Source organism: Rhodanobacter thiooxydans (assembly GCF_030291135.1).
GTDB lineage: Bacteria > Pseudomonadota > Gammaproteobacteria > Xanthomonadales > Rhodanobacteraceae > Rhodanobacter > Rhodanobacter thiooxydans_A.
In genome coordinates, this window is the sequence record NZ_CP127409.1 from 3037061 (window position 1) to 3061751 (window position 24691).

Sequence of the window (24691 nt, forward strand, 5' to 3'; positions counted from 1 at the left end):
AGACCATCGACGGAGTAGGCATGCCCACCGCGAGCACGGACCTGGCCGGCGTCATGGCTGGCGCCTGGAACGCCGGCGAACCGGAGCGGGTGATCGCCCTGGCCGGGCAGGCCACGCCGTCGCAGGAAAGCGACGAAGGCGTGCTGCTGCTGCTCGGCCTGGCGCAACAAGCCACCGCGCGCCTGACGCAGGCCGCCGCCACGTTCCGGCGGCTGGCGCAGCAGCGGCCGGACGTCTCGGCGTACTGGAACAACCTGGCCGTAGTCAGCCGCCAGGCGGGCGACCTGGCCGGCGCCGAGCAGGCCCTGCGCACCGCACTGGCGCTGGCGCCCGATGATGCCGAAGTGCACTACAACCTGGGCCTGCTGTATACGCAGCAGCAGCGCTGGGTGGACGCCCGGCAGGCCCTGCTGGACGCGGTGGAACTGAGCCCGGCATTCATCGAGGCCCGGCTGCAGGCGGCCTACGCCTGCCATGTCTGTGGTGACAACACCCAGCAGGAAGCCATGCTGCACGGCGCCGGCGACTGGCCCGCGCAACCGGCCGAACAGGCCCTGCTGCTGTCCGCCATGCTGTCGGCACAAGCCCAGCCGGATGCGGCACTGCACGTACTGGCACAGGCGCAACTGCCCGCCGGGCCGGAGGCTGCGGCGATGCGCCTGCGCATCGCCGCGCAGCGCGTACTGCTGCACGAAAGGAACAACCGCGTCGATGCGGCGCGCGACGAGCTGCGGCAACTGCCGCTGGACGCGCTCGATGCGCTGCCGGCACAGGCGCAGCAGGCGCGCGCCGATGGCTGGCGCGCGCACGCCGCATTGGCGATGCGCGCGGGCGCCCCGGCCGATGCGGCGGCGCTGTACCAGCGTGCGCTCGGCGCCGATGTCGATACCGAGAGCCGCGCCAGCGCCGCCTTCGGCCTGGCCGCCGCCCGCGATCGGCAAGGCCTTTACGCGGAGGCGTGGCAGGCCCTGCAGCAGGCGCATGCGCTGCAGCTCGACATTGCCCGCCACGTGGTGCCAGAACTTCTGGCGGCCGACAGCCAGCCGCTGCAGCTCGGCGGCGATGCAACCAACCAGTACGCCCCGCTCGATTGGCCGTCGCTGTCCTCGCCCGACAGCCGACACGGCCCGGTCTTCGTGGTCGGCTTCCCCCGTTCCGGCACCACCTTGCTGGAACAGATGCTCGACGCCCATCCGGATTTCCAGTCCATGGACGAGCGCGCCTACATCCATGAGCTGATCGAAGGCATGGAGCTGGCGGGCCAGCGCTACCCGGCAGACCTGGCCACGCTGAGCCAGCAGGACGCCGACCAGCTGCGCAGCCTCTATTGGCGCCGGGTCGCCGGCGTGCTGCCGGAACTCGACGAACGCCGCCTGGTGGACAAGAATCCACTCAACATGCTGTGCCTGCCGATGATCATGCGGCTGTTCCCGCACGCGCGCATCATCTTGTGCCTGCGCCACCCCTGCGATGTGCTGCTCAGCTGCAGCATGCAGCCGTTCCGCTCACCGGCCTTCATGGTGCTGTGTTCGTCGCTGCCACGCCTGGCACAGGGCTACGTGCACGCTTTCGAGCAGTGGTCGCGCGACGTCGAGGCGTTTGCGCCGCAGGTGCTGGAGTGGCGCTACGAATCGGTGGTCGGCCGGTTCGACGAACAGGTCGCGCGCCTGGGGCAGTTCCTCGAAACCGCCGACGCGTCGCCGATGGCACGCTTCGCCGAACACGCACGGCACAAGCGTTTCATCAGCACGCCCAGCTACGCGCAGGTTACCGAAGGCATCCACCGCAAGGCGGTCGGCCGGTGGCAGAATTACCGCGAGCAGTTCGAACCCGTGCTACCCGTGCTGCAGCCGTGGATCGATCGCCTCGGCTACACTGTGTAGCCTGCCCGCAGAACAAAAAAGGCAGCGCCATGCGCTGCCTTTTTTGTTCTGCGGGAACCGGTTGCTCAGTGCGTGCCGCTGCTCGTTGCCGACACCGGCGTTGAAGTGCCGGCGACGGTGTTGGGCGAGAACTTGCCGCCGTAGGGCAGCACCTCGCTGGCCAGCTTCGGATCGGCCTTGATCATGCCGATCGCGTCGAACAGGATGTGCGCGGTCTCGTTGAGCTGCACGTCCTTGGCCTTCTTCGCGTCCTTCTCCTGCTTCAGCTCGCTCTTCAGGCTGCGCTCGTTCGCGTTGAGGCCGTCGTCGAGGCTGCTCGCCTCGTCGGCGAGCGAGGCGTCGGTGCCGTCGATGGCCTTGTGCCGCGCGCGGAAATCGGCCTGGATCGCCTCCATCTGTTTGCGCTCGACTTCGCGCGTGGCGAAGTTCAGCGAGACCGAGGTCTTCGCGCGCATGGTGCGGTACTGCGCCAGTTCGTCCAGCATCAGCTTCCACGCCGGCGAATGCGCCACGCGCTCGGTGTGCAGCTGCTGCAGCTGCGGCAGGTAGGCGTTGAGGTTCGCCACCACCTGGTAGTTGGCCGGCGCGATCTGGGTCCACTTCAGCGCGTTTTCGTAGGTCGACTCGCCGAAGTCCTTGTCATCGCCATTCTTGGGGAACTCGATGTCCGGCGTCACGCCCTTGAGCTGGGTGGAGCCGCCGTTGATGCGGAAGAATTCCTGGATGGTCATCTTCAGCTCGCCCAGCTGCGGCTTCTCGCTGTCGCTCTGCGAGAAGCGGTCGAGGTCGACCAGGTTCTGCACGGTGCCCTTGCCGAAGGTCGGCTCGCCGATCACCAGGCCGCGGTGATAGTCCTGGATTGCCGCCGAGAAAATCTCCGACGCCGACGCCGTGCCGCGGTTGACCAGCACCGCCAGCGGCCCGCTCCAGGCCATGCCGGGGTCGTCGTCGCCCTGCACCTCGACCTGGCCCTTGGAGTCGCGCACCTGCACCACCGGACCCTTGTCGATGAACAGGCCGGTCAGCGAATTGGCCTCGGCCAGCGAGCCGCCACCGTTGTTGCGCAGGTCCACCACCACGCCCTGCACGCCCTCATGCTTCAGTTCGCCGAGCAGTTTGGCGACGTCGCGGGTGGCGCTCTTGAAGTTCTTGTCGCCGGCGCTGCGCGCGCCGAAGTCGGAGTAGAACGCGGGCAGATCGATCACGCCGATCTTGCGGGTGACGCCGCCGTCCTTGATCTCCACGATCTTCTTCTTCGCCGCCTGCTCCTCGATGCTGACCTTCTTGCGCACCAGGCTGATGACCTCGTGCTTGCCGTCCAGGCCGACATCGGCGGGCAGGATCTCCAGCCGCACCACCGTATCCTTCTGGCCACGGATCAAGTTGACCACGTCGTCCAGGCGCCAGCCGATCACGTCGACGATCGGGCCGTTGTCGCCCTGGCCGACGCCGACGATGCGATCGCCGACCTGGACCTTGCCGGACTTGGCGGCCGGACCGGCCGGCACCAGCTCGCGCACCTGGGTGTAGTCGTCACGCGGCTGCAGCACCGCGCCGATGCCTTCCAGCGACAGCTTCATCGAGATGTCGAAGTTCTCCGCCGCGCGCGGGCCGAGGTAGTCGGTGTGCGGGTCGGTGGTCTCGGCGTAGGCGGTCATGAAGGTCTGGAACGCGTCCTGACCGTCAAGCTGCCTGATGCGCTCGATGTAGGCGGCGTAGCGCTTGTCCAGCGTCTTGCGGATCTCGGCGTCGTCCTTGCCGGCCAGCTTCAGGCGCAGCCAGTCGTTCATCGTGCGCTTGCGCCACAACTGGTCCAGCTCGGCCTGGTCCTTCGGCCAGTCGGCGTGCTCGCGATCGAACGTGTAGCTCTCGTCGGCAGAGAAGTCGAAACCCTGCTTGAGCAGGTTGCGCGCGTAGGTCATGCGCTCGACCGCGCGCTGCACGTACAGGTTGAACACCGAGAACGGCGCGGACAGGTCCTGGTTCCAGATGGCGTCGTCGAGCTGGGTCTTCAGCGGCGCGAACTTCGCCATGTCGGCCTGGGTGAAGAACACCTTCTCGCTGTCCAGCAGCTTGAAATACGCCTTGTAGATACGCGCCGACATGGCGTCGTCGAGCGGCTGCGCGTCGTAGTGGAAACGGGTCAGGAAGCGCGCCGACAACTGCGCGGCCTGCGCTTCCTCGGGCGTGAAGGTGAGCGGCCAGGTAGCCGCCTTGCGGGCCTTGCCGGCGCCGAGGTCGGCGGCCGACTGCGCAAGCGCGCCCGTCGCGGTGAGGGCAAGCAACAGGAACAGCGCGGGACGGAATTTCATGGAGGCTCTCAGGCTGACTCGGTGACACCGGCTGCATGGGCCTGCAGGTCGGCGTGGTAGGACGAACGTACCAGCGGGCCGGAGGCAACGTGATGGAAACCCATCGCCTCACCGGCTTCGCGCAGCATGTCGAATTCTTCGGGCGTCCAGTAGCGCACCACCGGGTGATGGTGCGGCGTGGGCTGCAGGTACTGGCCGATGGTGATCATCTCGACGTCATGGGCGCGTAGATCGCGCATCGTCTCCAGCACCTGCTCCATCGTCTCGCCCAGGCCCAGCATGATGCCGGACTTGGTCGGTACCTGCGGGTGCTGCGCCTTGAAGCGCCTGAGCAGGTCCAGCGACCACTGGTAGTCAGCGCCCGGACGCACTTCGCGGTACAGGTGCGGCACGGTTTCCAGGTTGTGGTTGAACACGTCCGGCGGGAATTCCCTGAGCACTTCCAGCGCGCGCTCCATGCGCCCCTTGCCGCGGAAATCCGGGGTGAGGATCTCGATGCGGATGCTCGGGCTGGCGTGGCGCGTGGCGCGAATGCAGGCGGCGAAGTGCTCGGCGCCACCGTCGCGCAGGTCGTCGCGGTCGACCGAGGTGATCACCACGTATTTCAGCCGCATGTCGGCGATGGTTTCGGCCAGCCGCGCCGGCTCCAGCGGATCGGGCGCCACCGGGCGGCCATGCGCCACGTCGCAGAACGAGCAGCGGCGGGTGCACACCTCGCCGAGGATCATGAAGGTGGCGGTGCCCTTGCTGAAGCATTCGTGGATGTTCGGGCAGGAAGCTTCCTCGCACACGGTGACCAGCGAGTTCTCGCGCAGGCGCGCCTTCAGCTGCTGCACGGCGTTGCCCTGCGGCAGGCGCACGCGGATCCAGCTGGGCTTGCGCAGGGTCGGCACGCTGGTGTCGAAACCGGCGCGGTTCAGCGCGATCTTGTCGTTGCCGACCTGCTTTTCGCCCGCAGGCGCGCCACTGACGACGGCGATCGGGATGACTTTGGGGGAAGAGGTGGAGATTTCGCTCATGTAGACAGCTCAGACCGCTGCGCGGGCGGGGAGTTCGGGCGGGATGGGGGTAGCGGGCTCGGCGACAAAGCCGAACTGGCGGCAGAACTCCTGCACCAGCACGTCTTCGACCGCGGCCAGCTGCGACGGACCGCCCAAGTCTAGCAGCTGCGTGACCGCCAAACCCTTGTAACCGCAGGGGTTGATGCGGTGGAACGGCTCCAGGTCCATGGCCACGTTGAAGGCCAGCCCGTGGAAGCTGCAGCCGCGGCGCACGCGCAGGCCAAGCGCGGCGACCTTGGCCTCGCCCACATAGACGCCGGGCGCGCCTTCGCGCCGCACGGCCGTCACGTTCCAGTGCGCCAGCGTGTCGATCAGCGACTGCTCGATCCGGTGCACCAGCTCGCGCACGCCGACGCCGGCCCGGCGCAGGTCGATCAGCGGGTAACCGACGATCTGGCCCGGCCCGTGGTAGGTCACCTGGCCGCCGCGATCGACCGGAATCACCGGGATATCGCCCGGCGCCAGCACGTGCTCCATCTTGCCGGCCTGGCCCAGGGTGAACACCGGGTCGTGCTCCAGCAGCCACAGCTCGTCGGGCGTGTCCGCCGTGCGGTTGTCGGTGAACGCACTCATCGCCTGCCAGGTGGCCGCGTATGGCTGACGACCGAGGCGGCGGATTTTCAATGGCCGGGAATCGGAAATGGGGGATGGGGAATCGGAGTTCACGGTCGGCGAAGTGATCGGAAAAGGGGCAATGGATGGTCTTTGTCGACGGCAGGAATCCGGCGAGAGGTGCTCATGCCGGTCGTCGATGCCCGGGCCACCACGAACACCAGCTTTCCCGATTGCCTATTCCCGATTTTCACAACGTATACCGGATACCCGGATCGGCACGCAGCGCATGGTGTGCCGCTTCGTACTGCTCGCGGCTGTCGCAGCGGAAGCTGACCGTGACCGAGACGAAGTTGCCGGCACCGGAGTGGCGGTGCCGCACGCTCTCGTGCAGCACGTGCAGGCCGGCGCGCTCCAGCAGTTGCGGCACGTGGGTCGGCAGGTTCGCGCTGGCGTTGCCGACCGCGGTGATCTCGAACTCGCCAGGAAACTGGAAGCCCTTGCCGTCCTGCTTCGCCTGGCCGAAGTCGATCTCGTGCATTACTTCGCATCCGCGCTCTTGGCCGGCGCACTCGCATCGGCCTTCTTGTCGCTGTGGAACCACAGCAGGATGCTGTCCCACAGGCGCGAGAAGAAGCCGCCCTGTGGCGCATCCTGCAGTGCGATCAGCGGCACGCTCTGCACCAGCTGGCCATCCAGCGTGATGCGCAAGGTGCCGATCTGCTGGCCCTTGCTGAACGGCGCGATCAGCGTGGCAGGGATGTCCATGGTGGCCTTGAGCTGGTCGTACTGGCCGCGCTTGACGGTGACCAGCACATTGTCGGCGACGCCCAGCGGCAACTGGTTCGCCGCGCCCTTCCACAGCCGCGGCGTGGCCAGCGGCTTGCTGGCGTCGTACAGCTTGTGCGTCTCGTAGAAGCGGAAGCCGTAGTTGAGCAGGGCCATCGCCGAATCGGCGCGCGCCTTCTCGCTGCTGGCACCCATCACGATCGCGATCATGCGCGCCTCACCCTGCTTCGCCGACGCGGCGAGGCAGTAGCCGGCCGCCGCGGTGTGGCCGGTCTTGATGCCGTCCACGCTGGGGTCGCGCCACAGCAGGGTGTTGCGGTTGTGCTGCTTGATGCCGTTCCACTCGAACTCCTTGATCGCGGAGATCGCGTAGTCGTCGGGGAAATCATGGATCAGCGCGCGCGACAGGATCGCGATGTCGTGCGCGGTGGTGTAGTGGTTCGCGATCGGGTAACCGGAGGCGTTCTCGAAATTCGAGTTGGCCATGCCCAGCTGCTTGGCATACGCGTTCATCAGCCCGGCAAACGCCTGCTCGGAGCCGGCGGTGTGCTCGGCCAGCGCAATCGCGGCGTCGTTGCCGGACTGGATGATCATGCCGTACAGCAGGTCCTTCAGCGGCACCTGGCTGTTCAGCTTGAGGAAGCTGGTGGAACCGTCGGTGCCGGCGCCACCACCGCGCCAGGCGTTCTCGCTGATGGTCACCGGGTCGGTCATGTGCACCTTGCCGTTGGCCACCTCGGCCGAGACCACGTAGTCGGTCATCACCTTGGTGATCGAGGCCGGCTCCACGCGCTGGTCCGGTTCCTTGCTGGCGAGGATCTGGCCGGTGGCGTAATCCATCAGCACCCAGCTCTTGCCGTCGACATCCGGCGGCGGCGGCACCGGTGCGTCCGGCACCACCGGACGCGGTACCGGCGACGGGCGCGGCGGCGTCTGGGCAACGGCAACACCGACCAGCAGGACGGTGGCGAACGGGATCAGGATGCGGCGGAAAAAATTCATCGTGGTGTTCAGTCCGGTTTCTGGATGCCGGCGTGATGTGTGCCGACTGGATGGAAAAGAGTGGTGCAAATCCTGCTCAGTCTACCGCGACCTGAGGCCGCGGCAGACCCATGCCCTCGATCCGGGCCGTGACCTGGTCGGCGCGATCCACGCTGGCCAGCGGCCCGACCCGCACGCGGCGCACCCGCTGGCCGTTGATCATGGCCTCGCTCACCTGCACCGCACCGAGGTTGGCCCGGCGCAGGCGCTGGGCCAGCCGGTCGGCGTTGTCCGCGTCGGCGAACGCGCCCACCTGCAGGTAGATACCCGGGTGTCCGCCTGTGACCACGGCCGGCGGCGGCAGTTCCTGCAGCGGCTGGCCGGGGTCGATCCCGCGCACCTCGACCAGGCCGGTGCCCTTGGGCCAGATGCCGATCTTCACCGCGGCGGCGTAGGACAGATCGATCAGCCGGTTGTCGTGGAATGGGCCGCGGTCGTTGACCCGCACGATCACGCTCCTGCCGGTCTCCAGGTTGGTGACGCGCGCGTAGCTGGGCAGCGGCAGTGTGGTGCTGGCCGCGCTGAACGCGTACATGTCGTAGGTCTCCAGGCTGGAGGTCTTGTAGCCGTGAAACTTGTTGCCGTAGAACGAGGCGATGCCGCGCTCGTCGTAGCCGCGCGCACTGGGCAGCACGCGATAGGTCTGCCCGCGCACGGTATAGGGCGACTTGTTGCCGTACAGCGAGCGCGGCTCCGCCTTCGGCACCGGCTCGACCAGCTTGCTGACGTCGAGCGGCGGCGGCACGCTGTCCTCGCCGTCGCGATAGCGGCTGCCCTGCGGCTTGCTGAGGTCATCGCGAAAACCATCGCGACTGCCGGTCGGCGGCTGGCTCCACGCACGATCCTGATGGCTGCCGCCATGCGTGGGTCTCGTGCGGTGGCTGCCGCAAGCGGCCAGCAACAGGGCCGCCAGCACCAGCAACGCAACGCCTGCCGCCCTCATCGCGCGACGTCCGCCGAGTCCACGCCAGCGGCGATCGCCTGCGCCAGCTGGTCGACCGCCATGGCATACAGCGGGCTGCGGTTGTAGCGGGTGATCACGTAGAAGTTCCGGAAGGTGAACCAGTACTCCGGTCCGTTCGGCCCTTCCAGCGTCTGCAGGCTGCTGGGCTCGGCCGGCGACAGCGGCTGCAGCGGCGCATAGCCCCACGCCTCCAGTTGCTCCAGCGGCCACTGCGGCCTGGCATCCTTCACCGCGATCGGCTTCGCCGCGCCGTCCGGTTGCGCCCGTGCCGCCACCGGGCCGCCGGCGACCCAGCCATGCTGCACGAAGTAGTTCGCCACGCTGGCGAAGATGTCCGGCAGCGAGTTCGACAGGTCGATGCGGCCGTCGTGGTCGGCGTCCACCGCGAAGTCGCGGATGCTGGTGGGCATGAACTGGCCCCAGCCCTGCGCACCGGCGTAGGAGCCGGTGAGCGTGTCGATCGGCCCGGCCAGGTGGTTGTCCGGCATCTCCAGCAATTCCTTCAGCTGCTCGCGGAAGAACGTCGCCCGCGGCGGGTAGTACAGGCCCAGCGTGACCAGGGCGTCGAGCACCTTGTACTTGCCGGTGTTGCGGCCATAGCTGGTCTCCACGCCGACGATCGCCACGATGTACTGCGGCGCCACACCGTACTGCTTGCCGATCTGCTCCAGCAGCGCGCGATGTTCGCGATAGAACGCGATGCCGTCATTGATACGCTGGTCGGTGAGGAAGATCGGCCGGTAATCCTTCCACGGCTTCGCCTCGGCCGGGCGGCTGATCGCATCGAGAATGCCCTGCTGCATCCTCGCCCCGTCGAGCAGCGCGTTCAGCGCCTGCGGGCTCTTGCCGGTTTCCTGCGCCACCTCGCGCACCAGCTCGGCCTGGCCGGGGTGCGTCGTCGCCATGGCCGGGGTCGCGGCGCCCATCCACAGCAGGCCGAGGATGGCGAGGAAACGGGCCGGGTGCGGCACAGGCGCGGCGGTCATGTCGTGGCTTCGCTCACAGAATAACGATATCGCCGAAAGCCTAGCACGCACGCGGGCGCAACTTCGGGCACGACGCTGGAGCGGTGCTGGCCGCGTTCAGAGGTGCATCTTGCGGTTGGCGTGGATCGACATCAGCACGCCGAAGCCGGTCAGCAGCGATACCGCCGAGGTGCCGCCGTAGCTGATCAGCGGCAACGGCACGCCGACCACCGGCAGCATGCCGGCGACCATGCCGCCGTTGACGAACACGTAGACGAAGAAGCTCATGCCGATCGCGCCGGCGAGCAGGCGCGAGTAGGTGTCGCGCGCCTCCATCGCGATCCACAGGCAGCGGCCGATGATGAACGCGTACAGCGCGACCAGCGCGATCACCCCGACCAGCCCGAACTCCTCGGAGAACACCGCGAAGATGAAATCGGTGGTGTGCTCGGGCAGGAAATCCAGCCGTGATTGCGTGCTGTGCAGCCAGCCCTTGCCGAAGATGCCGCCGGAGCCCACCGCGATCTGCGACTGGATGATGTGCCAGCCGTTGCCGAGCGGATCGGACTCGGGGTTGAGCAGGGTCAGCACGCGGTCGCGCTGGTACTGGTGCAGGAAATGCCAGCCGACCGGAATCATCCCGGCGACCGCGCCGACCAACAGGCCGATGCGCCACCACGCCATGCCGGACAGGAACAACGCGAACGCGCCAGCCGCGGTCACCAGCACGGCGGTGCCCAGGTCCGGTTGCTCGGCGATCAGCCCGGCAGGAACCGCGATCAGCAAGCCGACCACCGCGATGTCCTTCCAGCCCGGCGGCAACTGACGCGGGTGCAGGTACCAGGCCACCATCATCGGCATCGTGAGCTTGAGCAGTTCGGACGGCTGGAAGCGCATGACGCCCAGGTCCAGCCAGCGGGTCGAACCGCGCCCCTCGCCCAGCACCGCCACCACCACCAGCAGCGCAGTGCTGCCGGCGTACAGCCATGGCGTCCAGTCGCGCAGCACCGGCGGCGGAATGCGCGACACCAGCAGCAGCAGCGCCGCGCCCAGCACGAAGCGGCCGGCCTGGCCGCCGACCAGCACCAGGCTGCCGTCGCCGGCGCTGTACAGCGTGACCAAGCCGGTCAGCGCCAGCACGAACAGGCCGAGCGCCAGCGGCAGATCGATCCGCGGCCGGCTGAGGATGCGGCGCAGGAAGCGGCGCGCTCGCGCCTGTAGTGCCCCGGTCATGGCGTGCCTCCACTGGTCGTCGCCTGCGCCGGCAGATCCTCCACCGGCTCGTCGTTCTCCGTACCGGCATCGGGTGGAGCGCCTGCCGCCGGTGCGGCCTGCGGCGCCAGCGGTGCGGCGGATACCGGCAGGCGCTTCGCGTCGGCGATCACGCCGCCGTGCCCGGCCAGCCAGGTATCGAGGATCGTGCGCACGATCGGCCCGGCCGCCTCCGCGCCCCAGGCGCCGGATTCGAGGATTGCCGCCACCGCGATCTGCGGGTTGTCGGCCGGCGCGTAGGCGACGAACCAGGCGCGGTGGCGGGCGGCCAGGTAAGCCGTGTTGCGATTGGTGTCATACGCCTCGGAGGTACGCGAGAAACGCTCGGCGGTGCCGCTCTTGCCAGCCATCAGGTACGGGAAGCCGACGCCCAGCTTGCGGCCGGTGCCCCTGGCACCGTAGATCACCTGCTCCATGCCCTGGTTCACTGCGTCCCAGTCGGACGGCTTGCGGATCAGCGATGGTCCGCTGGGCGGATTGGCCAGCGCTTGCAGTTGCGCGTTGACGCCGTCCTGGGTGGCCATCGCCACCCGCGGTGCGTACGGGATGCCGTGGCCGGCGAAGGTGGCGTACGCATGGCTCAGCTGCAATGGCGTGACTGCCCAGAAACCCTGGCCGATGCCGGCGATCACCGTCTCGCCGGGATACCACGGCTGCCTGAGGTTCGCCGCCTTCCATTCGCGCGAGGGCAACACGCCGGACGACTCGCCGATCAGGTCGACCCCGGTCGGGCGGCCGAAACCGAACTTGCCCATGAACGCGCTGAACCGGTCGATACCCATGTCCAGTGCGAGCTTGTAGAAATAGGTGTTCACCGACTGCTCGATGGCGCCGACCAGGTCGACCCGTCCCACGCCGCCACGCTGGTCATCGCGATAGCCGCGCTGCTGGCCCGGAATGTAGAACACGCCGGTGGAGACGACGGTGTCCTGCGGCGTGCGCAGGCCGGTTTCCAGCCCGGCCAGGCCGACCAGCGGCTTCACCGTGGAGCCGGGCGGATACACGCCGCGCAACGCGCGGTTGTACAGCGGCTTGTCGGGGTCGTTGGTCAGCGCAGCGTAGTCGGCCTGGCCGATGCCGTTGACGAACAGGTTGGGATCGAACGTGGGCACGCTGACCATCGCCAGCACCTGGCCGTTGCGCGGGTCGATCGCCACCGCCGCACCGGGGCGCCCGTCGAACGCCGCTTCGGCAGCCTTCTGCAGGCGCACGTCGAGACTGAGGTAGAGGTTCTTGCCGGGCGTGGGCGCATGCGTTTCGAGCACACGCTGGGTCCGACCGTCGGCATTCACCTCCAGCAACTCGTAGCCCGGCGTGCCATGCAGGACATCCTCGTAGGAACGCTCGATGCCGCTGCGGCCGACGTGGCTGGTGCCCTGGTAACGCTTGGGATCGAGCCGTTCCAGATCGTCCGCGTCGATGCGACCGACGTAGCCCACCACGTGCGCGAACAGCCCGCCGAAGGGATAGCGCCGGGTCAGGTAGGGCACCACGTCCACGCCGGGAAAGCGCCAGCGGTTCACCGCGAAACGGGCGATTTCGTCCTCGGTCAGGCGCATCTTCAGCGGCACGTTCTCGAAACGCCGGCTCTGCTTCAGCTGCTTGCGGAACGCGTCCAGGTCGTCCTGGTCCAGCGGCACCACCTGGCCCAGCCGGGCCAGCAGCGCCGGCATGTCCTTGATCTGCTCGGGCACCACTTCCAGCCGGAACGCCGGTACGTTGTCGGCCAGCAGCACGCCGTTGCGGTCGTAGATCAGCCCGCGCGCCGGCGGGATCGCGCGCGGCTTGACCCGGTTCGCCTGCGAACGGGTGACGAACTCGTCGTGATGCATCACCTGCAGGAACACGAAGCGGCCCACAAGCAGGCACAGGCACAGCAGAATCAGCACGAAACCGGCCAGCGCGCGGCGCCGGAACAGCAGGCTTTCGCCGCGGGGGTCCTTGATCGAACGCCGGGGTTTCATGTCACTGGTTCATGGCTCATTGGATCCGTAGCCGTGCGCGCAGGTCGTCGAGCAGCAGGAACAGGAACGGCCACAGCGCGGCACCCACGAACGGCGAGATCCACCAGCTCGCCGGCGGCAGCGAGGCGCCGGCCAGCACACGCACGATCAGCAGCAAGATGCGGTCGTTCAGCAGCAGCGCCAGCACCGCCAGCGCCTGTTGCCACATCGGGAAGAAGCGCAGCCGCGAGCGGAAGCGCAACGCGATGAACGCCAGCGCGCACAGGCGCAGGGCCTGTTCGCCCAGCACCACGCCGTTGAGCAGGTCCGCCGCCAGGCCCACGCTGAAAGCCAGCCCCAGGGTGACCCGCTCTTCCGATTCCAGCGACCAGTACAGCAGGAACAGCGCCGGCCAGTACGGTTTGAACGGCTCCAGCACGCCAGGCAGCGGCACCAGCATCGACAGCAGCGCGAACACCAGCGTGCCGACGAACCACCACAGGCTCAGGCGCTGCTTGTTCATCGCAGCGCTCCGCGGGCTGCCGGCGGGACTGCCGGTGGGGCGGCTGGCGGGGCGGCCGAGGCGGCGCCGGTCGGCGCCAGGTCAGCCGGCGGCCCCATCGGCGTCACCGGCGCGGGCGGGCCGTCCGGCTCGGCCAGGTCGTGCAGCAGCAGCACGTCCTCGCTGCGATCGAGATCCGCCGCCGGCTGCGCCATCGCCACCAGGAACATGCCGGTCGCCGCCGGCGCCACCGAGCGCACCTCGCCAACCGGAAAGCCCGGCGGGAAGCGTCCGCCGAGGCCCGAGGTGAGCAGCTTGTCGCCGACACGCACGTCGGCAGCCAGCGGAATGTTTGGAAGGGCAAGCTGGTCGCCGTCGCGCGAACCATAAGCCACGGTGCGCAGGCCGGTGCGCTCGACCACCACCGGGATCGCATGCGCCGGGTCGGTGATCAGCATCACCACCGAGGTGGTTGGCAGCACTTCCTTCACCTGGCCCATCACGCCATGCGCGTCGATCACCGGCTGGCCCGGCCGGACCCCGTCGCGCGCGCCCATGTTCAGGGTGAGCCGGTAGCGGTAGGCACCCAGGTCCACGCCGATCACCCGCGCCAGTTGCACGTTCAATTCCAGGCTGTGCTGGGTATCGAGCAGTTCCTTCAGCCGTTGGTTCTGCTCGGCGACAGCCGCCATCCGGTTCAACTTGGCGTTGGCCAGCAGCAGGTCCTCGCGCAGGCGCTGGTTCTGCTCGGTCAGCCGCTGGCGGTCGGCAAACGCCACGCCCACCGCGCGAATCCCGACCGCTGGCAAGCCGGCCAGCCGGTACACCGGCTCGACCACGGCCGATGCGGTGTAACGCAAGCGCCACAGCCAGCCGTTGCGATGGTCGAGAACCATCAGCACCACGGCCAGCGCGAGATAGACAATCAGCCGCAGCGTGCCGGCGGCATTGCCGGCGAACAGCGGCGAAGACTCGTCACGGGCGCGCGCCATCGTGGACGCGGCTTATTCGGGCGCGAAGAAATCGCTGCCGTGCTGATCGATCAGCTCCAGCGCCTTGCCACCGCCGCGCGCCACGCAGGTGAGCGGATCGTCCGCCACCTGCACGTGCAGGCCGGTTTCCTCGGAGATCAGGCGGTCGAGGTCGCGCAGCAGCGCACCGCCGCCGGTGAGCACGATGCCGCGCTCGGCGACGTCCGAACACAGTTCCGGCGGGGTCTGTTCCAGCGCCGACTTCACCGCGGCCACGATGCCGGCGAGCGGCTCGTGCAGCGCTTCCAGAATTTCGTTGGAGTTGATCGTGAACATGCGCGGCACGCCCTCGGCCAGGTTGCGGCCGGAGATCTCGATCTCCTTGACCTCACCCTGCGGGAACGCGCAGCCGATCTGCAGCTTGATGCGCTCGGCGGTGGATTCGCCGATCAGGGTGCCGTGGTTGCGTCGTACATAGTTGATGATCGCCTCGTCGAAGCGGTCGCCACCCACGCGCACCGACTGCGAGTAGACGATGCCGTTCAGCGAGATCACCGCCACTTCCGAGGTGCCGCCGCCGATGTCCAGCACCATCGCGCCGCGCGCCTCGTGCACCGGGATGCCGGCGCCGATCGCCGCGGCCATCGGCTCCTCGATCAGGAACACGTCGCGGGCGCCGGCGCCTTCGGCCGATTCCTTGATCGCGCGGCGCTCGACCTGGGTCGAGCCGCACGGCACGCACACCAGCACGCGCGGACTCGGGCGCAGGAAGCGCGATTTGTGCACCTGCTTGATGAAGTGCTGCAGCATCGCCTCGGTCATGGTGAAGTCGGCGATCACGCCGTCCTTCATCGGCCGCACCGTGGCGATGTTGCCCGGCGTGCGGCCGAGCATGCGCTTGGCGTCGCTGCCGACCGCCGCGATCGTGCGCGGGCCGCCGGGGCCGCGATCCTGGCGAATCGCCACCACCGAGGGTTCATTCAACACGATGCCCTGGCCACGCACATAGATCAGCGTGTTGGCCGTGCCGAGGTCGATGGAGATGTCGTTGGAGAAGATCCCGCGAAACTTCTTGAACATGGGTCCGCCGTGGTCCGGCCTGGCTAAAAAGTAAGCTCGCCAGTCTAGTCAGCGTGACCGGCCCGCGCAAGGACAATAACGTTAAGAAACCCTTCTACAACACGACCATAAGCACACTTTCTGCGCCTCGAAGTGAGCTGGGCATCCTCGCGGGAAGTCGCCAACAAGGTCGGATAGCGGTACGATTCCAGCCTTTGGCCGGAGCCGACCGGTTCGGCGTTCGGCCGGCCGCGGCACTCGCGGTCCTTCCACTCATGCCCGGGGGTTCCCGCACATCATGTCTGCCGTCATCTGCGGATCGCTGGCCTACGACACCATCATGGTGTTCCAGGACCAGTTCAAGAACCACATCCTGCCCGACCAGATGCACATCCTGAATGTGTCGTTCCTGGTGCCGCGGATGCGCCGCGAGTTTGGCGGCTGCGCCGGCAACATCGCCTACAACCTCAAGCTGCTCGGTGGCGATCCGCTGCCGGTGGCGGCGGTGGGCCAGGACTTCGGGCCGTACCGCAAGCACATGGAGCAATGCGGCATCCGCCTCGACGGCGTGCGCGAATTCGACGACCAGTTCACCCCGCAGTGCTTCATCACCACCGACCTGGACAACAACCAGATCACCGCCTTTCATCCTGGCGCGATGTCCAGCGCGCAGGAAAACCACGTGCGCGACATCCCCGGGATCGACTTCGCGATCGTCGCCCCCGACGGTCGCGAGGCGATGCTGCAGCACGTCGATGAGTTCGCCGCGCGCCGTGTGCCGTTCATCTTCGACCCGGGCCAGGCGATGCCGCTGTTCAACGGCGACGAGTTCCGCGCAATGATCGGCAAGTCGACCTACGTGATCGTCAACGACTACGAATCGCAATTGCTGCAGGCACGCACTGGCTGGAGTGCCGCCGAGATCGCCGGGCAGGTGACGGCCTATATCGTGACGCAGGGACCTCGTGGCTCGGTCATCCACGTCGGCAGCGACACCCACCATATTCCGCCGGCGCGCGAACGCCAGATCGTGGACCCGACCGGCTGCGGCGACGCTTATCGTGCCGGCCTGATCTTCGGCATCATGCGTGGCAAGGACTGGCCCACGACCGGCCGTATGGCCTCGCTGATGGGCGCGCTGAAAGTGGAGCACCCCGGCACGCAGAACCAGCGTTTCAGCTATGCCGAGTTCGCCGCGGAGTTCCTCGACCAGTTCGGTTACGCACTGGATTGACCGCGACCCGATCGCGGCCCGCACACCGCGGGTTGTTCGCCGCTTTCAGTTGACGCGAAAACCGATGGTGGCATTCACCGCATCCCGCCAGCCGCGGTACAACTGCTCGCGATGCGACTCCTCCATCGCGGGCTGGAAGCATCGATCGACCTGCCACAGCGCCGCGATCTGCTCGCGGCTTTCCCAGAACCCCACGGCCAGGCCAGCCAGGTAGGCCGCGCCCAGCGCGGTAGTCTCGGCGATCTTCGGCCGCAGTACCGGCACGCCGAGCATGTCACTCTGGAACTGCGCCATGAAATCGTTGGCGATCGCACCGCCATCCGCACGCAGCTCCTTCAGCGGGATGCCGGCATCGGCCTCCATAGCGGCCAGCACATCGCGCGACTGGTAGGCCATCGACTCCAGCGCCGCGCGCACCACGTGCTCCTTGCGAGTGCCGCGCGACAGGCCAAACATCGCGCCGCGCACGTCGCTGCGCCAGTACGGCGCGCCCAGCCCGACAAAGGCTGGCACCAGGTACACGCCTTCGCTGGATTCCACGCTCTCCGCGCAGGCCTGCGAATCGCTGGCGTGCACTAGCATCTGCAGGCCATCGCGCAGCCACTGCACCACCGAGCCGGCGACGAAGATGCTGCCCTCCAGCGCGTACTCGACGACGCCATCCAGCTCCCACGCGATCGTGGTCAGCAGACCATGCCGCGAGGGCACCGCCTGGATTCCGGTGTGCATCAGCATGAAGCAGCCAGTGCCGTAGGTGTTCTTGGCCATGCCGGGCGCGAAGCAGGCCTGGCCGAACAAGGCCGCCTGCTGGTCACCGGCCACGCCGCTGATCGGCACACCGGCCGGTAAACCGGGTAGCGCCACGGTATGGCCGTATACCTCGCTGCACGAACGCACTTGCGGCAGCATGCTGCGCGGGATATCCAGCATGCGCAGCAATTCGTCATCCCACCGTCGGGTATGAATATCGAACAACAGCGTACGCGCTGCATTGCTGACGTCGGTGACATGCAGCTTGCCACCGCTGAGATTCCAGATCAGCCAGCTGTCGATCGTGCCGAACAGCAGGTCGCCGCGCTTCGCACGGGCGCGGGCACCGTCGACATGATCGAGGATCCAGCGGATCTTGCTGCCGGAAAAGTACGCATCGATCAGTAGGCCGGTCTTTTCGCGCACCAGCGGGGCATAACCGTCCGCCTCCAGCTTCTCGCAGATCGCCAGGCTCTGCCGCGACTGCCAGACGATGGCGTTGTAGACCGGCTGGCCGGTGTACCGGTCCCACACCACGGCGGTTTCGCGCTGGTTGGTGATGCCGATACCGGCCAATTCGTCGGCATCGACTTGTGCCGCGGCCAGCACCTCGGCAACCGTCGCCAGCACGCTGGCCAGGACTTCCTTCGGATCGTGCTCGACCCAGCCGGGCTGCGGAAAAATCTGGCGGAACTCGCGTTGCGCCGAGCCGGCCACGGCGCCGACTCGATCAAACAGCATCGCGCGCGAGCTGGTCGTGCCTTGATCTATCGCCAAAACATAACGTTGCGCCACGGCACTTCCCTTCGCACAAACCTGTCCGCAAAGAGTAGCAACAGGCCGGGAGTGGGGCGATCGCCCCGCATCGTTCTCTCATGTTCCATGCGCGCAAGTGTGCTTGCCGCCGGGCTGGGGCATTACAAAGATGTGATGGGCAGAGGCTTACGCAGCAGCCATCCCGAATCGCCACAAAGACAAAGGCCTCCCCGGGCGGGGAGGCCTTCCAGGATAAAGCCCTGGCGGTGACCTGTGCGGGTCGCGACGAGTGGTCGCCAGCGGCGCAAAAAGAAAAACCCCCACCGTTGCCGGTGAGGGTGTTTCAGGATAAAGCCCCTGGCGGTGACCTACTCTTGCATGGCAAAGCCACACTACCATCGGCGCATGCGCGTTTCACTTCTGAGTTCGGGATGGGATCAGGTGGGACCACGCCGCTATGGCCGCCAGGGAAGGGGTTGAAGCAGCGCAAGATGCGCCCGCTTCAGTCTGGAGACAAAGCCTTTCTGAAGAGTCCGCCATGGATGGCGGGTTTTGCTCTTCGCGAAAAGGACTTCGCGTCAATAAGGTGTAAACGAGTGACAAGCGTCGAGGTGAATTCGAATCAGACAAGCTTCGGGAACAAACGAAGCGTCTTGGGGTTATATGGTCAAGCCGCACGGCTCATTAGTATCAGTTAGCTGAACGCATTGCTGCGCTTCCACACCTGACCTATCAACCACCTGGTCTTGATGGTGCCTTAAGGAGAGTCAAGCTCTCGGGAGATCTCATCTTGGGGCGTGCTTCCCGCTTAGATGCTTTCAGCGGTTATCACTTCCGTTCGTAGCTACCGGGCAATGCCTCTGGCGAGACAACCCGAACACCAGCGGAACGTCCACTCCGGTCCTCTCGTACTAGGAGCAGCCCCCCTCAAATCTCCAACGCCCACGACAGATAGGGACCGAACTGTCTCACGACGTTCTGAACCCAGCTCGCGTACCACTTTAAATGGCGAACAGCCATACCCTTGGGACCGGCTACAGCCCCAGGATGTGATGAGCCGACATCGAGGTGCCAAACACCGCCGTCGATATGAACTCTTGGGCGGTATCAGCCTGTTATCCCCGGAGTACCTTTTATCCGTTGAGCGATGGCCCTTCCATACAGAACCACCGGATCACTAAGACCTACTTTCGTACCTGCTTGATCCGTCGATCTCGCAGTCAAGCACGCTTATGCCTTTGCACACAGTGCGCGATGTCCGACCGCGCTGAGCGTACCTTCGTGCTCCTCCGTTACTCTTTGGGAGGAGACCGCCCCAGTCAAACTACCCACCATACACGGTCCCTGACCCGGATTACGGGCCGAGGTTAGAACGTCAAGCACTTCAGGGTGGTATTTCAAGGATGGCTCCATGCAAACTGGCGTCTGCACTTCAAAGCCTCCCACCTATCCTACACAGAAGAACTCAACGTTCAGTGTAAAGCTATAGTAAAGGTTCACGGGGTCTTTCCGTCTTGCCGCGGGAACGCTGCATCTTCACAGCGAATTCAATTTCACTGAGTCTCGGGTGGAGACAGCGCCGCTGTCGTTACGCCATTCGTGCAGGTCGGAACTTACCCGACAAGGAATTTCGCTACCTTAGGACCGTTATAGTTACGGCCGCCGTTTACTGGGGCTTCGATCAAGAGCTTCGCCTTGCGGCTGACCCCATCAATTAACCTTCCAGCACCGGGCAGGCGTCACACCCTATACGTCCACTTTCGTGTTTGCAGAGTGCTGTGTTTTTGATAAACAGTCGCAGCGGCCAGGTTACTGCGACCCATCAACGCTCAGTCACGCACGTGACCACGTCGATGGGCGCACCTTCTCCCGAAGTTACGGTGCCATTTTGCCTAGTTCCTTCACCCGAGTTCTCTCAAGCGCCTTGGGATTCTCACCCTGCCTACCAGTGTCGGTTTACGGTACGGTTTTTCTACAGCTGAAGCTTAGTGGCTTTTCCTGGAAGCGTAGTATCGGTCACTTCGTCCAATAGGACTCGTCTCGGTGCTCGGCATAAAGGGTCCCGGATTTGCCTAAGACCCATGCCTACCGCCTTTCCCCGGGACAACCAACGCCCGGTAGACCTAACTTTCTCCGTCCCCACATCGCACTGTAGAAAAGTGCTGGAATATTAACCAGCTTCCCATCGACTACGCATTTCTGCCTCGCCTTAGGGGCCGACTCACCCTGCGCCGATGAACGTTGCGCGAGGAAACCTTGGGCTTTCGGCGTGGGGGCTTTTCACCCCCATTATCGTTACTCATGTCAGCATTCGCACTTCCGATACCTCCAGCAGACTTTACAATCCACCTTCACAGGCTTACGGAACGCTCCTCTACCGCGTGCACACAAGTGTGCACACCCCGAGCTTCGGTGCATGGCTTAGCCCCGTTAAATCTTCCGCGCAGACCGACTCGACCAGTGAGCTATTACGCTTTCTTTAAAGGATGGCTGCTTCTAAGCCAACCTCCTGGCTGTCTATGCCTTTCCACATCGTTTTCCACTTAGCCATGACTTTGGGACCTTAGCTGCGGGTCTGGGTTGTTTCCCTTTTCACGACGGACGTTAGCACCCGCCGTGTGTCTCCCGGATAGTCTGTCCTGGTATTCGGAGTTTGCCATGGTTTGGTAAGTCGCGATGACCCCCTAGCCATAACAGTGCTCTACCCCCAGGAAGATTCGTCCGAGGCGCTACCTAAATAGCTTTCGAGGAGAACCAGCTATCTCCGAGTTTGTTTAGCCTTTCACTCCTATCCTCAGCTCATCCCCATCTATTGCAACAGATGTGGGTTCGGTCCTCCAGTGCGTGTTACCGCACCTTCAACCTGGCCAAGGATAGATCACTCGGTTTCGGGTCTACTGCCAGAGACTATGCGCCCTATTCAGACTCGATTTCTCTTCGCCTCCCCTATACGGTTAAGCTTGCCACTGACAGTAAGTCGCTGACCCATTATACAAAAGGTACGCAGTCACCCTTGCGGGCTTCCACTGCTTGTACGTATACGGTTTCAGGGTCTATTTCACTCCCCTCTCCGGGGTTCTTTTCGCCTTTCCCTCACGGTACTAGTTCGCTATCGGTCAGTCAGTAGTATTTAGCCTTGGAGGATGGTCCCCCCATATTCAGACAAGGTTTCACGTGCCCCGCCTTACTCAATTTCACACAAAGTGCCCTTTCGTCGACTGGGCTATCACCATCTATGGCCGGCCTTTCCATGCCGTTTGACTAGAACACAATGTGCTTTTGGGCTAGTCCCCGTTCGCTCGTCGCTACTCAGGGAATCTCGGTTGATTTCTTTTCCTCCGGGTACTTAGATATTTCAGTTCCCCGGGTTCGCCTTGCATGGCTATGTATTCACCATGCAATACCGCTTGCGCGGTGGGTTTCCCCATTCGGACATTGCCGGATCAAAGCTTGTTGCCAGCTCCCCGACACTTTTCGCAGGCTGCCACGTCCTTCATCGCCTCTGACTGCCAAGGCATCCACCGTATACGCTTAGTCGCTTGACCATATAACCCCAAGTCGCCTCGGGGCATGCACCCTCCTCAGGTGCAGCCAAGTTACTTCGTTTTCGTGCCTTAACACTTGCCTCGGTTCGGTTCGAACCAAGACGCTTGTCACTCGTTTACTTGTTTTCAAAGAACATCACGCCGGCCTCAATGCCGGATGATTTCAAAAATCTTTTGTGTGCTGATACTTCACGCGTAGATCGAACCTTGGTGGAGCCTGTCGGGATCGAACCGACGACCCCCTGCTTGCAAAGCAGGTGCTCTCCCAGCTGAGCTAAGGCCCCAAGGAAACCTTGGCATAATGGTGGGTCTGGGTGGACTCGAACCACCGGCCTCACCCTTATCAGGGGTGCGCTCTAACCACCTGAGCTACAGACCCATGAAGGATGAACCCCAGAACCCGCGAGCCAAACTACCTGGACAAACTGCCTAGGCCCAGATTCGAAGCCGCTGTTGATGAAGAGTCCGACCATGAATGGTCGGTCTTGATCTACGCTCTTCGCGACAGGATGTCGCGTGAAGTACAGGTGTCTTGTGTGGACGTCTTGCGTGAAGACTCACGCCGTCTATTACTTGAAAGGAGGTGATCCAGCCGCACCTTCCGATACGGCTACCTTGTTACGACTTCACCCCAGTCATGGACCACTCCGTGGGCGTCGTCCTCCTTGCGGTTAGACTAACGCCTTCTGGAGCAACCCACTCCCATGGTGTGACGGGCGGTGTGTACAAGGCCCGGGAACGTATTCACCGCGGCATAGCTGATCCGCGATTACTAGCGATTCCGACTTCACGGAGTCGAGTTGCAGACTCCGATCCGGACTGGGATCGGCTTTCTGGGATTGGCTCCACCTCGCGGTATTGCAACCCTCTGTACCGACCATTGTAGTACGTGTGTAGCCCTGGCCGTAAGGGCCATGATGACTTGACGTCATCCCCACCTTCCTCCGGTTTGTCACCGGCAGTCTCCTTAGAGTTCCCGACATTACTCGCTGGCAACTAAGGACAAGGGTTGCGCTCGTTGCGGGACTTAACCCAACATCTCACGACACGAGCTGACGACAGCCATGCAGCACCTGTGTTCCGATTCCCGAAGGCACTCCCGCATCTCTGCAGGATTCCGGACATGTCAAGGCCAGGTAAGGTTCTTCGCGTTGCATCGAATTAAACCACATACTCCACCGCTTGTGCGGGCCCCCGTCAATTCCTTTGAGTTTCAGTCTTGCGACCGTACTCCCCAGGCGGCGAACTTAACGCGTTAGCTTCGACACTGATCTCCGAGTTGAGACCAACATCCAGTTCGCATCGTTTAGGGCGTGGACTACCAGGGTATCTAATCCTGTTTGCTCCCCACGCTTTCGTGCTTCAGCGTCAGTGTTGTCCCAGATGGCCGCCTTCGCCACTGATGTTCCTCCCGATCTCTACGCATTTCACCGCTACACCGGGAATTCCACCATCCTCTGACACACTCTAGCTCGCCAGTATCCATCGCCATTCCCAGGTTGAGCCCGGGGATTTCACGACAGACTTAACGAACCGCCTACGCACCCTTTACGCCCAGTAATTCCGATTAACGCTTGCACCCTTCGTATTACCGCGGCTGCTGGCACGAAGTTAGCCGGTGCTTATTCCTCAGGTACCGTCAGCCCCATAGGGTATTAACCCGTGGTATTTCGCTCCTGATAAAAGTGCTTTACAACCCGAAGGCCTTCTTCACACACGCGGCATTGCTGGATCAGGCTTGCGCCCATTGTCCAATATTCCCCACTGCTGCCTCCCGTAGGAGTCTGGGCCGTGTCTCAGTCCCAGTGTGGCTGATCATCCTCTCAGACCAGCTAGCGATCGTCGCCTTGGTGGGCCATTACCCCGCCAACTAGCTAATCGCACATCGGTTCGTCCTGCCGCGCGAGGCCCGAAGGTCCCCCGCTTTCTCCCGTAGGACGTATGCGGTATTAGTCCCGGTTTCCCGAGGTTATCCCCCACGTCAGGGTAGATCCCGATGCATTACTCACCCGTCCGCCACTCGCCACCCATCGTATTGCTACGACTGTGCTGCCGTTCGACTTGCATGTGTTAGGCATGCCGCCAGCGTTCAATCTGAGCCAGGATCAAACTCTTCACTTAAGTTTTCGACAACCTTACCCTCGCGGGCTTGGCCGTCTATCTTTCTGAAGCGTTCTTCCCAACCAGTCAAAACTCATTACTGACTTTTTACTTGGTGGGACGCTTGCATTGCTTGGACAGGTCGTAACCCTCCAGCACAAGACGTCCACACAATTCACCTGCGCACACTGTCAAAGATCTTTTTTACCAACCACCGTTTCGGTGATCGCCCCAAGACCTTTCGTCCCGGGTGAGCCGCCCATTCTACATCGCTTTTCTTGACCGTCAACACCCTCGGAAGAAACTTTTTCAGCGAGAAGTGTTGCGAAGACCTTCGCGAAAGGGCGTCTCGTCGAAGGGGCGAGAATCATAGCGCCGAGTCGCGTCGCTGGGAAGAGGCTCATGCACTATTTCTTGCCGAGGCGCGCCCAGCCGCGACGCTACACTGCCCGCCGCGTCTTCCCATCCACCACGAACAGACACGATGAAACGATGGACTGCCCCGATGTTTTTTCTGCTGGCCGGTTGTTCCGGCCCTGTTCCCATGCAGCCCAAGGCACCGATGGTCGAACTGCATGGGCAACGCTTTTCAGTGGAGCTCGCCACCGATGACGCCAGTCGCCAGCATGGCCTGATGATGCGCACCACGCTGGCGCCCGGCCACGGCATGCTGTTCGTGTTTCCCCACACCGGGCCGCAGGCGTTCTGGATGAAGAACACGCTTATCCCGCTGGACATCCTGTACTTCGATGCGGACCGCCGACTGGTCTCGATGCAGCTGGACGTGCCGCCCTGCAAGGCCGATCCCTGCCCGACCTATCCCAGCGATGCGCCGGCGATCTACGTACTGGAGCTGTCTGCCGGCACGGCGCAACGCATCGGGGCGAAGCCAGGAGATGTGTTGAAGATCGACGGTGATATCGGGACGGCGCGCTGAGCGGCTGCATGCGGCACATCGAGCATGCCGACACGATAGGGAATCAGGTCTTCGG

General features: G+C 64.5%; 16 protein-coding genes, 2 tRNA genes and 3 rRNA genes. 3 read left to right on the forward strand and 18 right to left on the reverse strand.

Annotated features, from left to right (window positions below):
• Window positions 1–20: 20 nt before the first annotated feature.
• Complete coding sequence (locus QQA13_RS14025) at window positions 21–1883, forward strand: sulfotransferase family protein (protein ID WP_108470318.1); 1863 nt, start codon at window positions 21–23, stop codon at window positions 1881–1883.
• A gap of 65 nt (window positions 1884–1948) precedes the next feature.
• Here the strand turns inward: QQA13_RS14025 and QQA13_RS14030 are convergent, their stop codons facing one another.
• The 12 genes from QQA13_RS14030 to QQA13_RS14085 all read right to left on the reverse strand — a co-directional run bounded on the left by QQA13_RS14030 (window position 1949) and on the right by QQA13_RS14085 (window position 15335).
• Window positions 1949–4195 carry a carboxy terminal-processing peptidase gene (locus tag QQA13_RS14030; protein ID WP_108470317.1) on the reverse strand — a complete coding sequence of 749 codons (2247 nt, stop codon included), beginning with the start codon at window positions 4193–4195 and terminating at the stop codon, window positions 1949–1951.
• Window positions 4196–4203: 8 nt separating this feature from the next.
• Complete coding sequence (gene lipA, locus QQA13_RS14035) at window positions 4204–5214, reverse strand: lipoyl synthase (RefSeq protein ID WP_108470316.1); 1011 nt, start codon at window positions 5212–5214, stop codon at window positions 4204–4206.
• Between the two features lie 9 nt (window positions 5215–5223).
• A complete protein-coding gene (gene lipB, locus QQA13_RS14040) occupies window positions 5224–5922 on the reverse strand; it encodes a lipoyl(octanoyl) transferase LipB (RefSeq protein ID WP_108470315.1) in 699 nt (232 codons plus the stop codon).
• Window positions 5923–6058: 136 nt separating this feature from the next.
• Entirely contained in the window at window positions 6059–6349 is a 291-nt protein-coding gene (locus QQA13_RS14045; protein ID WP_108470314.1) for a YbeD family protein, read from the reverse strand.
• Window positions 6349–7599 (reverse strand): D-alanyl-D-alanine carboxypeptidase family protein, encoded by a 1251-nt coding sequence (locus tag QQA13_RS14050; protein ID WP_108470313.1) that lies wholly within the window; start codon window positions 7597–7599, stop codon window positions 6349–6351. Before QQA13_RS14050 ends, QQA13_RS14045 begins: the two co-directional genes overlap by 1 nt.
• A gap of 76 nt (window positions 7600–7675) precedes the next feature.
• Window positions 7676–8581, reverse strand: coding sequence for a septal ring lytic transglycosylase RlpA family protein (locus QQA13_RS14055; RefSeq protein WP_108470312.1), 906 nt, complete (start codon window positions 8579–8581; stop codon window positions 7676–7678).
• A complete protein-coding gene (gene mltB, locus QQA13_RS14060) occupies window positions 8578–9588 on the reverse strand; it encodes a lytic murein transglycosylase B (protein WP_108470311.1) in 1011 nt (336 codons plus the stop codon). Before mltB ends, QQA13_RS14055 begins: the two co-directional genes overlap by 4 nt.
• Window positions 9589–9684: 96 nt before the next feature.
• Window positions 9685–10800 carry a rod shape-determining protein RodA gene (gene rodA / locus QQA13_RS14065; RefSeq protein WP_108470310.1) on the reverse strand — a complete coding sequence of 372 codons (1116 nt, stop codon included), beginning with the start codon at window positions 10798–10800 and terminating at the stop codon, window positions 9685–9687.
• A complete protein-coding gene (mrdA, locus tag QQA13_RS14070; RefSeq protein WP_108470309.1) occupies window positions 10797–12803 on the reverse strand; it encodes a penicillin-binding protein 2 in 2007 nt (668 codons plus the stop codon). The genes rodA and mrdA overlap by 4 nt, the downstream gene beginning before the upstream one ends.
• A 16-nt stretch (window positions 12804–12819) precedes the next feature.
• On the reverse strand, window positions 12820–13305 hold the full coding sequence (gene mreD / locus QQA13_RS14075; RefSeq protein ID WP_108470308.1) for a rod shape-determining protein MreD: 486 nt from the start codon (window positions 13303–13305) through the stop codon (window positions 12820–12822).
• The gene (gene mreC, locus QQA13_RS14080) at window positions 13302–14276 is read right to left on the reverse strand and encodes a rod shape-determining protein MreC (protein WP_108470307.1); all 975 of its coding nucleotides are present in this window, start codon (window positions 14274–14276) and stop codon (window positions 13302–13304) included. Before mreC ends, mreD begins: the two co-directional genes overlap by 4 nt.
• A 12-nt stretch (window positions 14277–14288) precedes the next feature.
• The gene (locus tag QQA13_RS14085; RefSeq protein ID WP_015446641.1) at window positions 14289–15335 is read right to left on the reverse strand and encodes a rod shape-determining protein; all 1047 of its coding nucleotides are present in this window, start codon (window positions 15333–15335) and stop codon (window positions 14289–14291) included.
• Window positions 15336–15612: 277 nt separating this feature from the next.
• On the opposite strand from QQA13_RS14085, the gene QQA13_RS14090 reads away from it, so the two are divergent.
• Window positions 15613–16548 (forward strand): carbohydrate kinase family protein, encoded by a 936-nt coding sequence (locus tag QQA13_RS14090; RefSeq protein ID WP_108470306.1) that lies wholly within the window; start codon window positions 15613–15615, stop codon window positions 16546–16548.
• 45 nt (window positions 16549–16593) lie between these two features.
• On the opposite strand, the gene glpK is transcribed toward QQA13_RS14090, so the two are convergent.
• The 6 genes from glpK to QQA13_RS14120 form a co-directional block, all read right to left on the reverse strand.
• Window positions 16594–18093: a glycerol kinase GlpK gene (glpK, locus tag QQA13_RS14095; RefSeq protein ID WP_108470305.1), complete on the reverse strand. Its 1500-nt coding sequence runs from the start codon at window positions 18091–18093 to the stop codon at window positions 16594–16596.
• 316 nt (window positions 18094–18409) lie between these two features.
• A 5S ribosomal RNA gene (gene rrf, locus QQA13_RS14100) occupies window positions 18410–18523 on the reverse strand.
• Between the two features lie 194 nt (window positions 18524–18717).
• Window positions 18718–21599: ribosomal RNA gene (locus QQA13_RS14105) — 23S ribosomal RNA — on the reverse strand.
• Window positions 21600–21807: 208 nt separating this feature from the next.
• A tRNA-Ala gene (locus QQA13_RS14110) sits at window positions 21808–21883 on the reverse strand.
• 18 nt (window positions 21884–21901) lie between these two features.
• A tRNA-Ile gene (locus tag QQA13_RS14115) sits at window positions 21902–21978 on the reverse strand.
• Between the two features lie 197 nt (window positions 21979–22175).
• A 16S ribosomal RNA gene (locus QQA13_RS14120) occupies window positions 22176–23720 on the reverse strand.
• The 16S, 23S and 5S rRNA genes sit together here with 2 tRNA genes alongside, the layout of an rRNA operon.
• A gap of 484 nt (window positions 23721–24204) precedes the next feature.
• Here QQA13_RS14120 and QQA13_RS14125 point away from each other — a divergent pair.
• A complete protein-coding gene (locus tag QQA13_RS14125; protein ID WP_108471652.1) occupies window positions 24205–24636 on the forward strand; it encodes a DUF192 domain-containing protein in 432 nt (143 codons plus the stop codon).
• Window positions 24637–24691 lie beyond the last annotated feature (55 nt).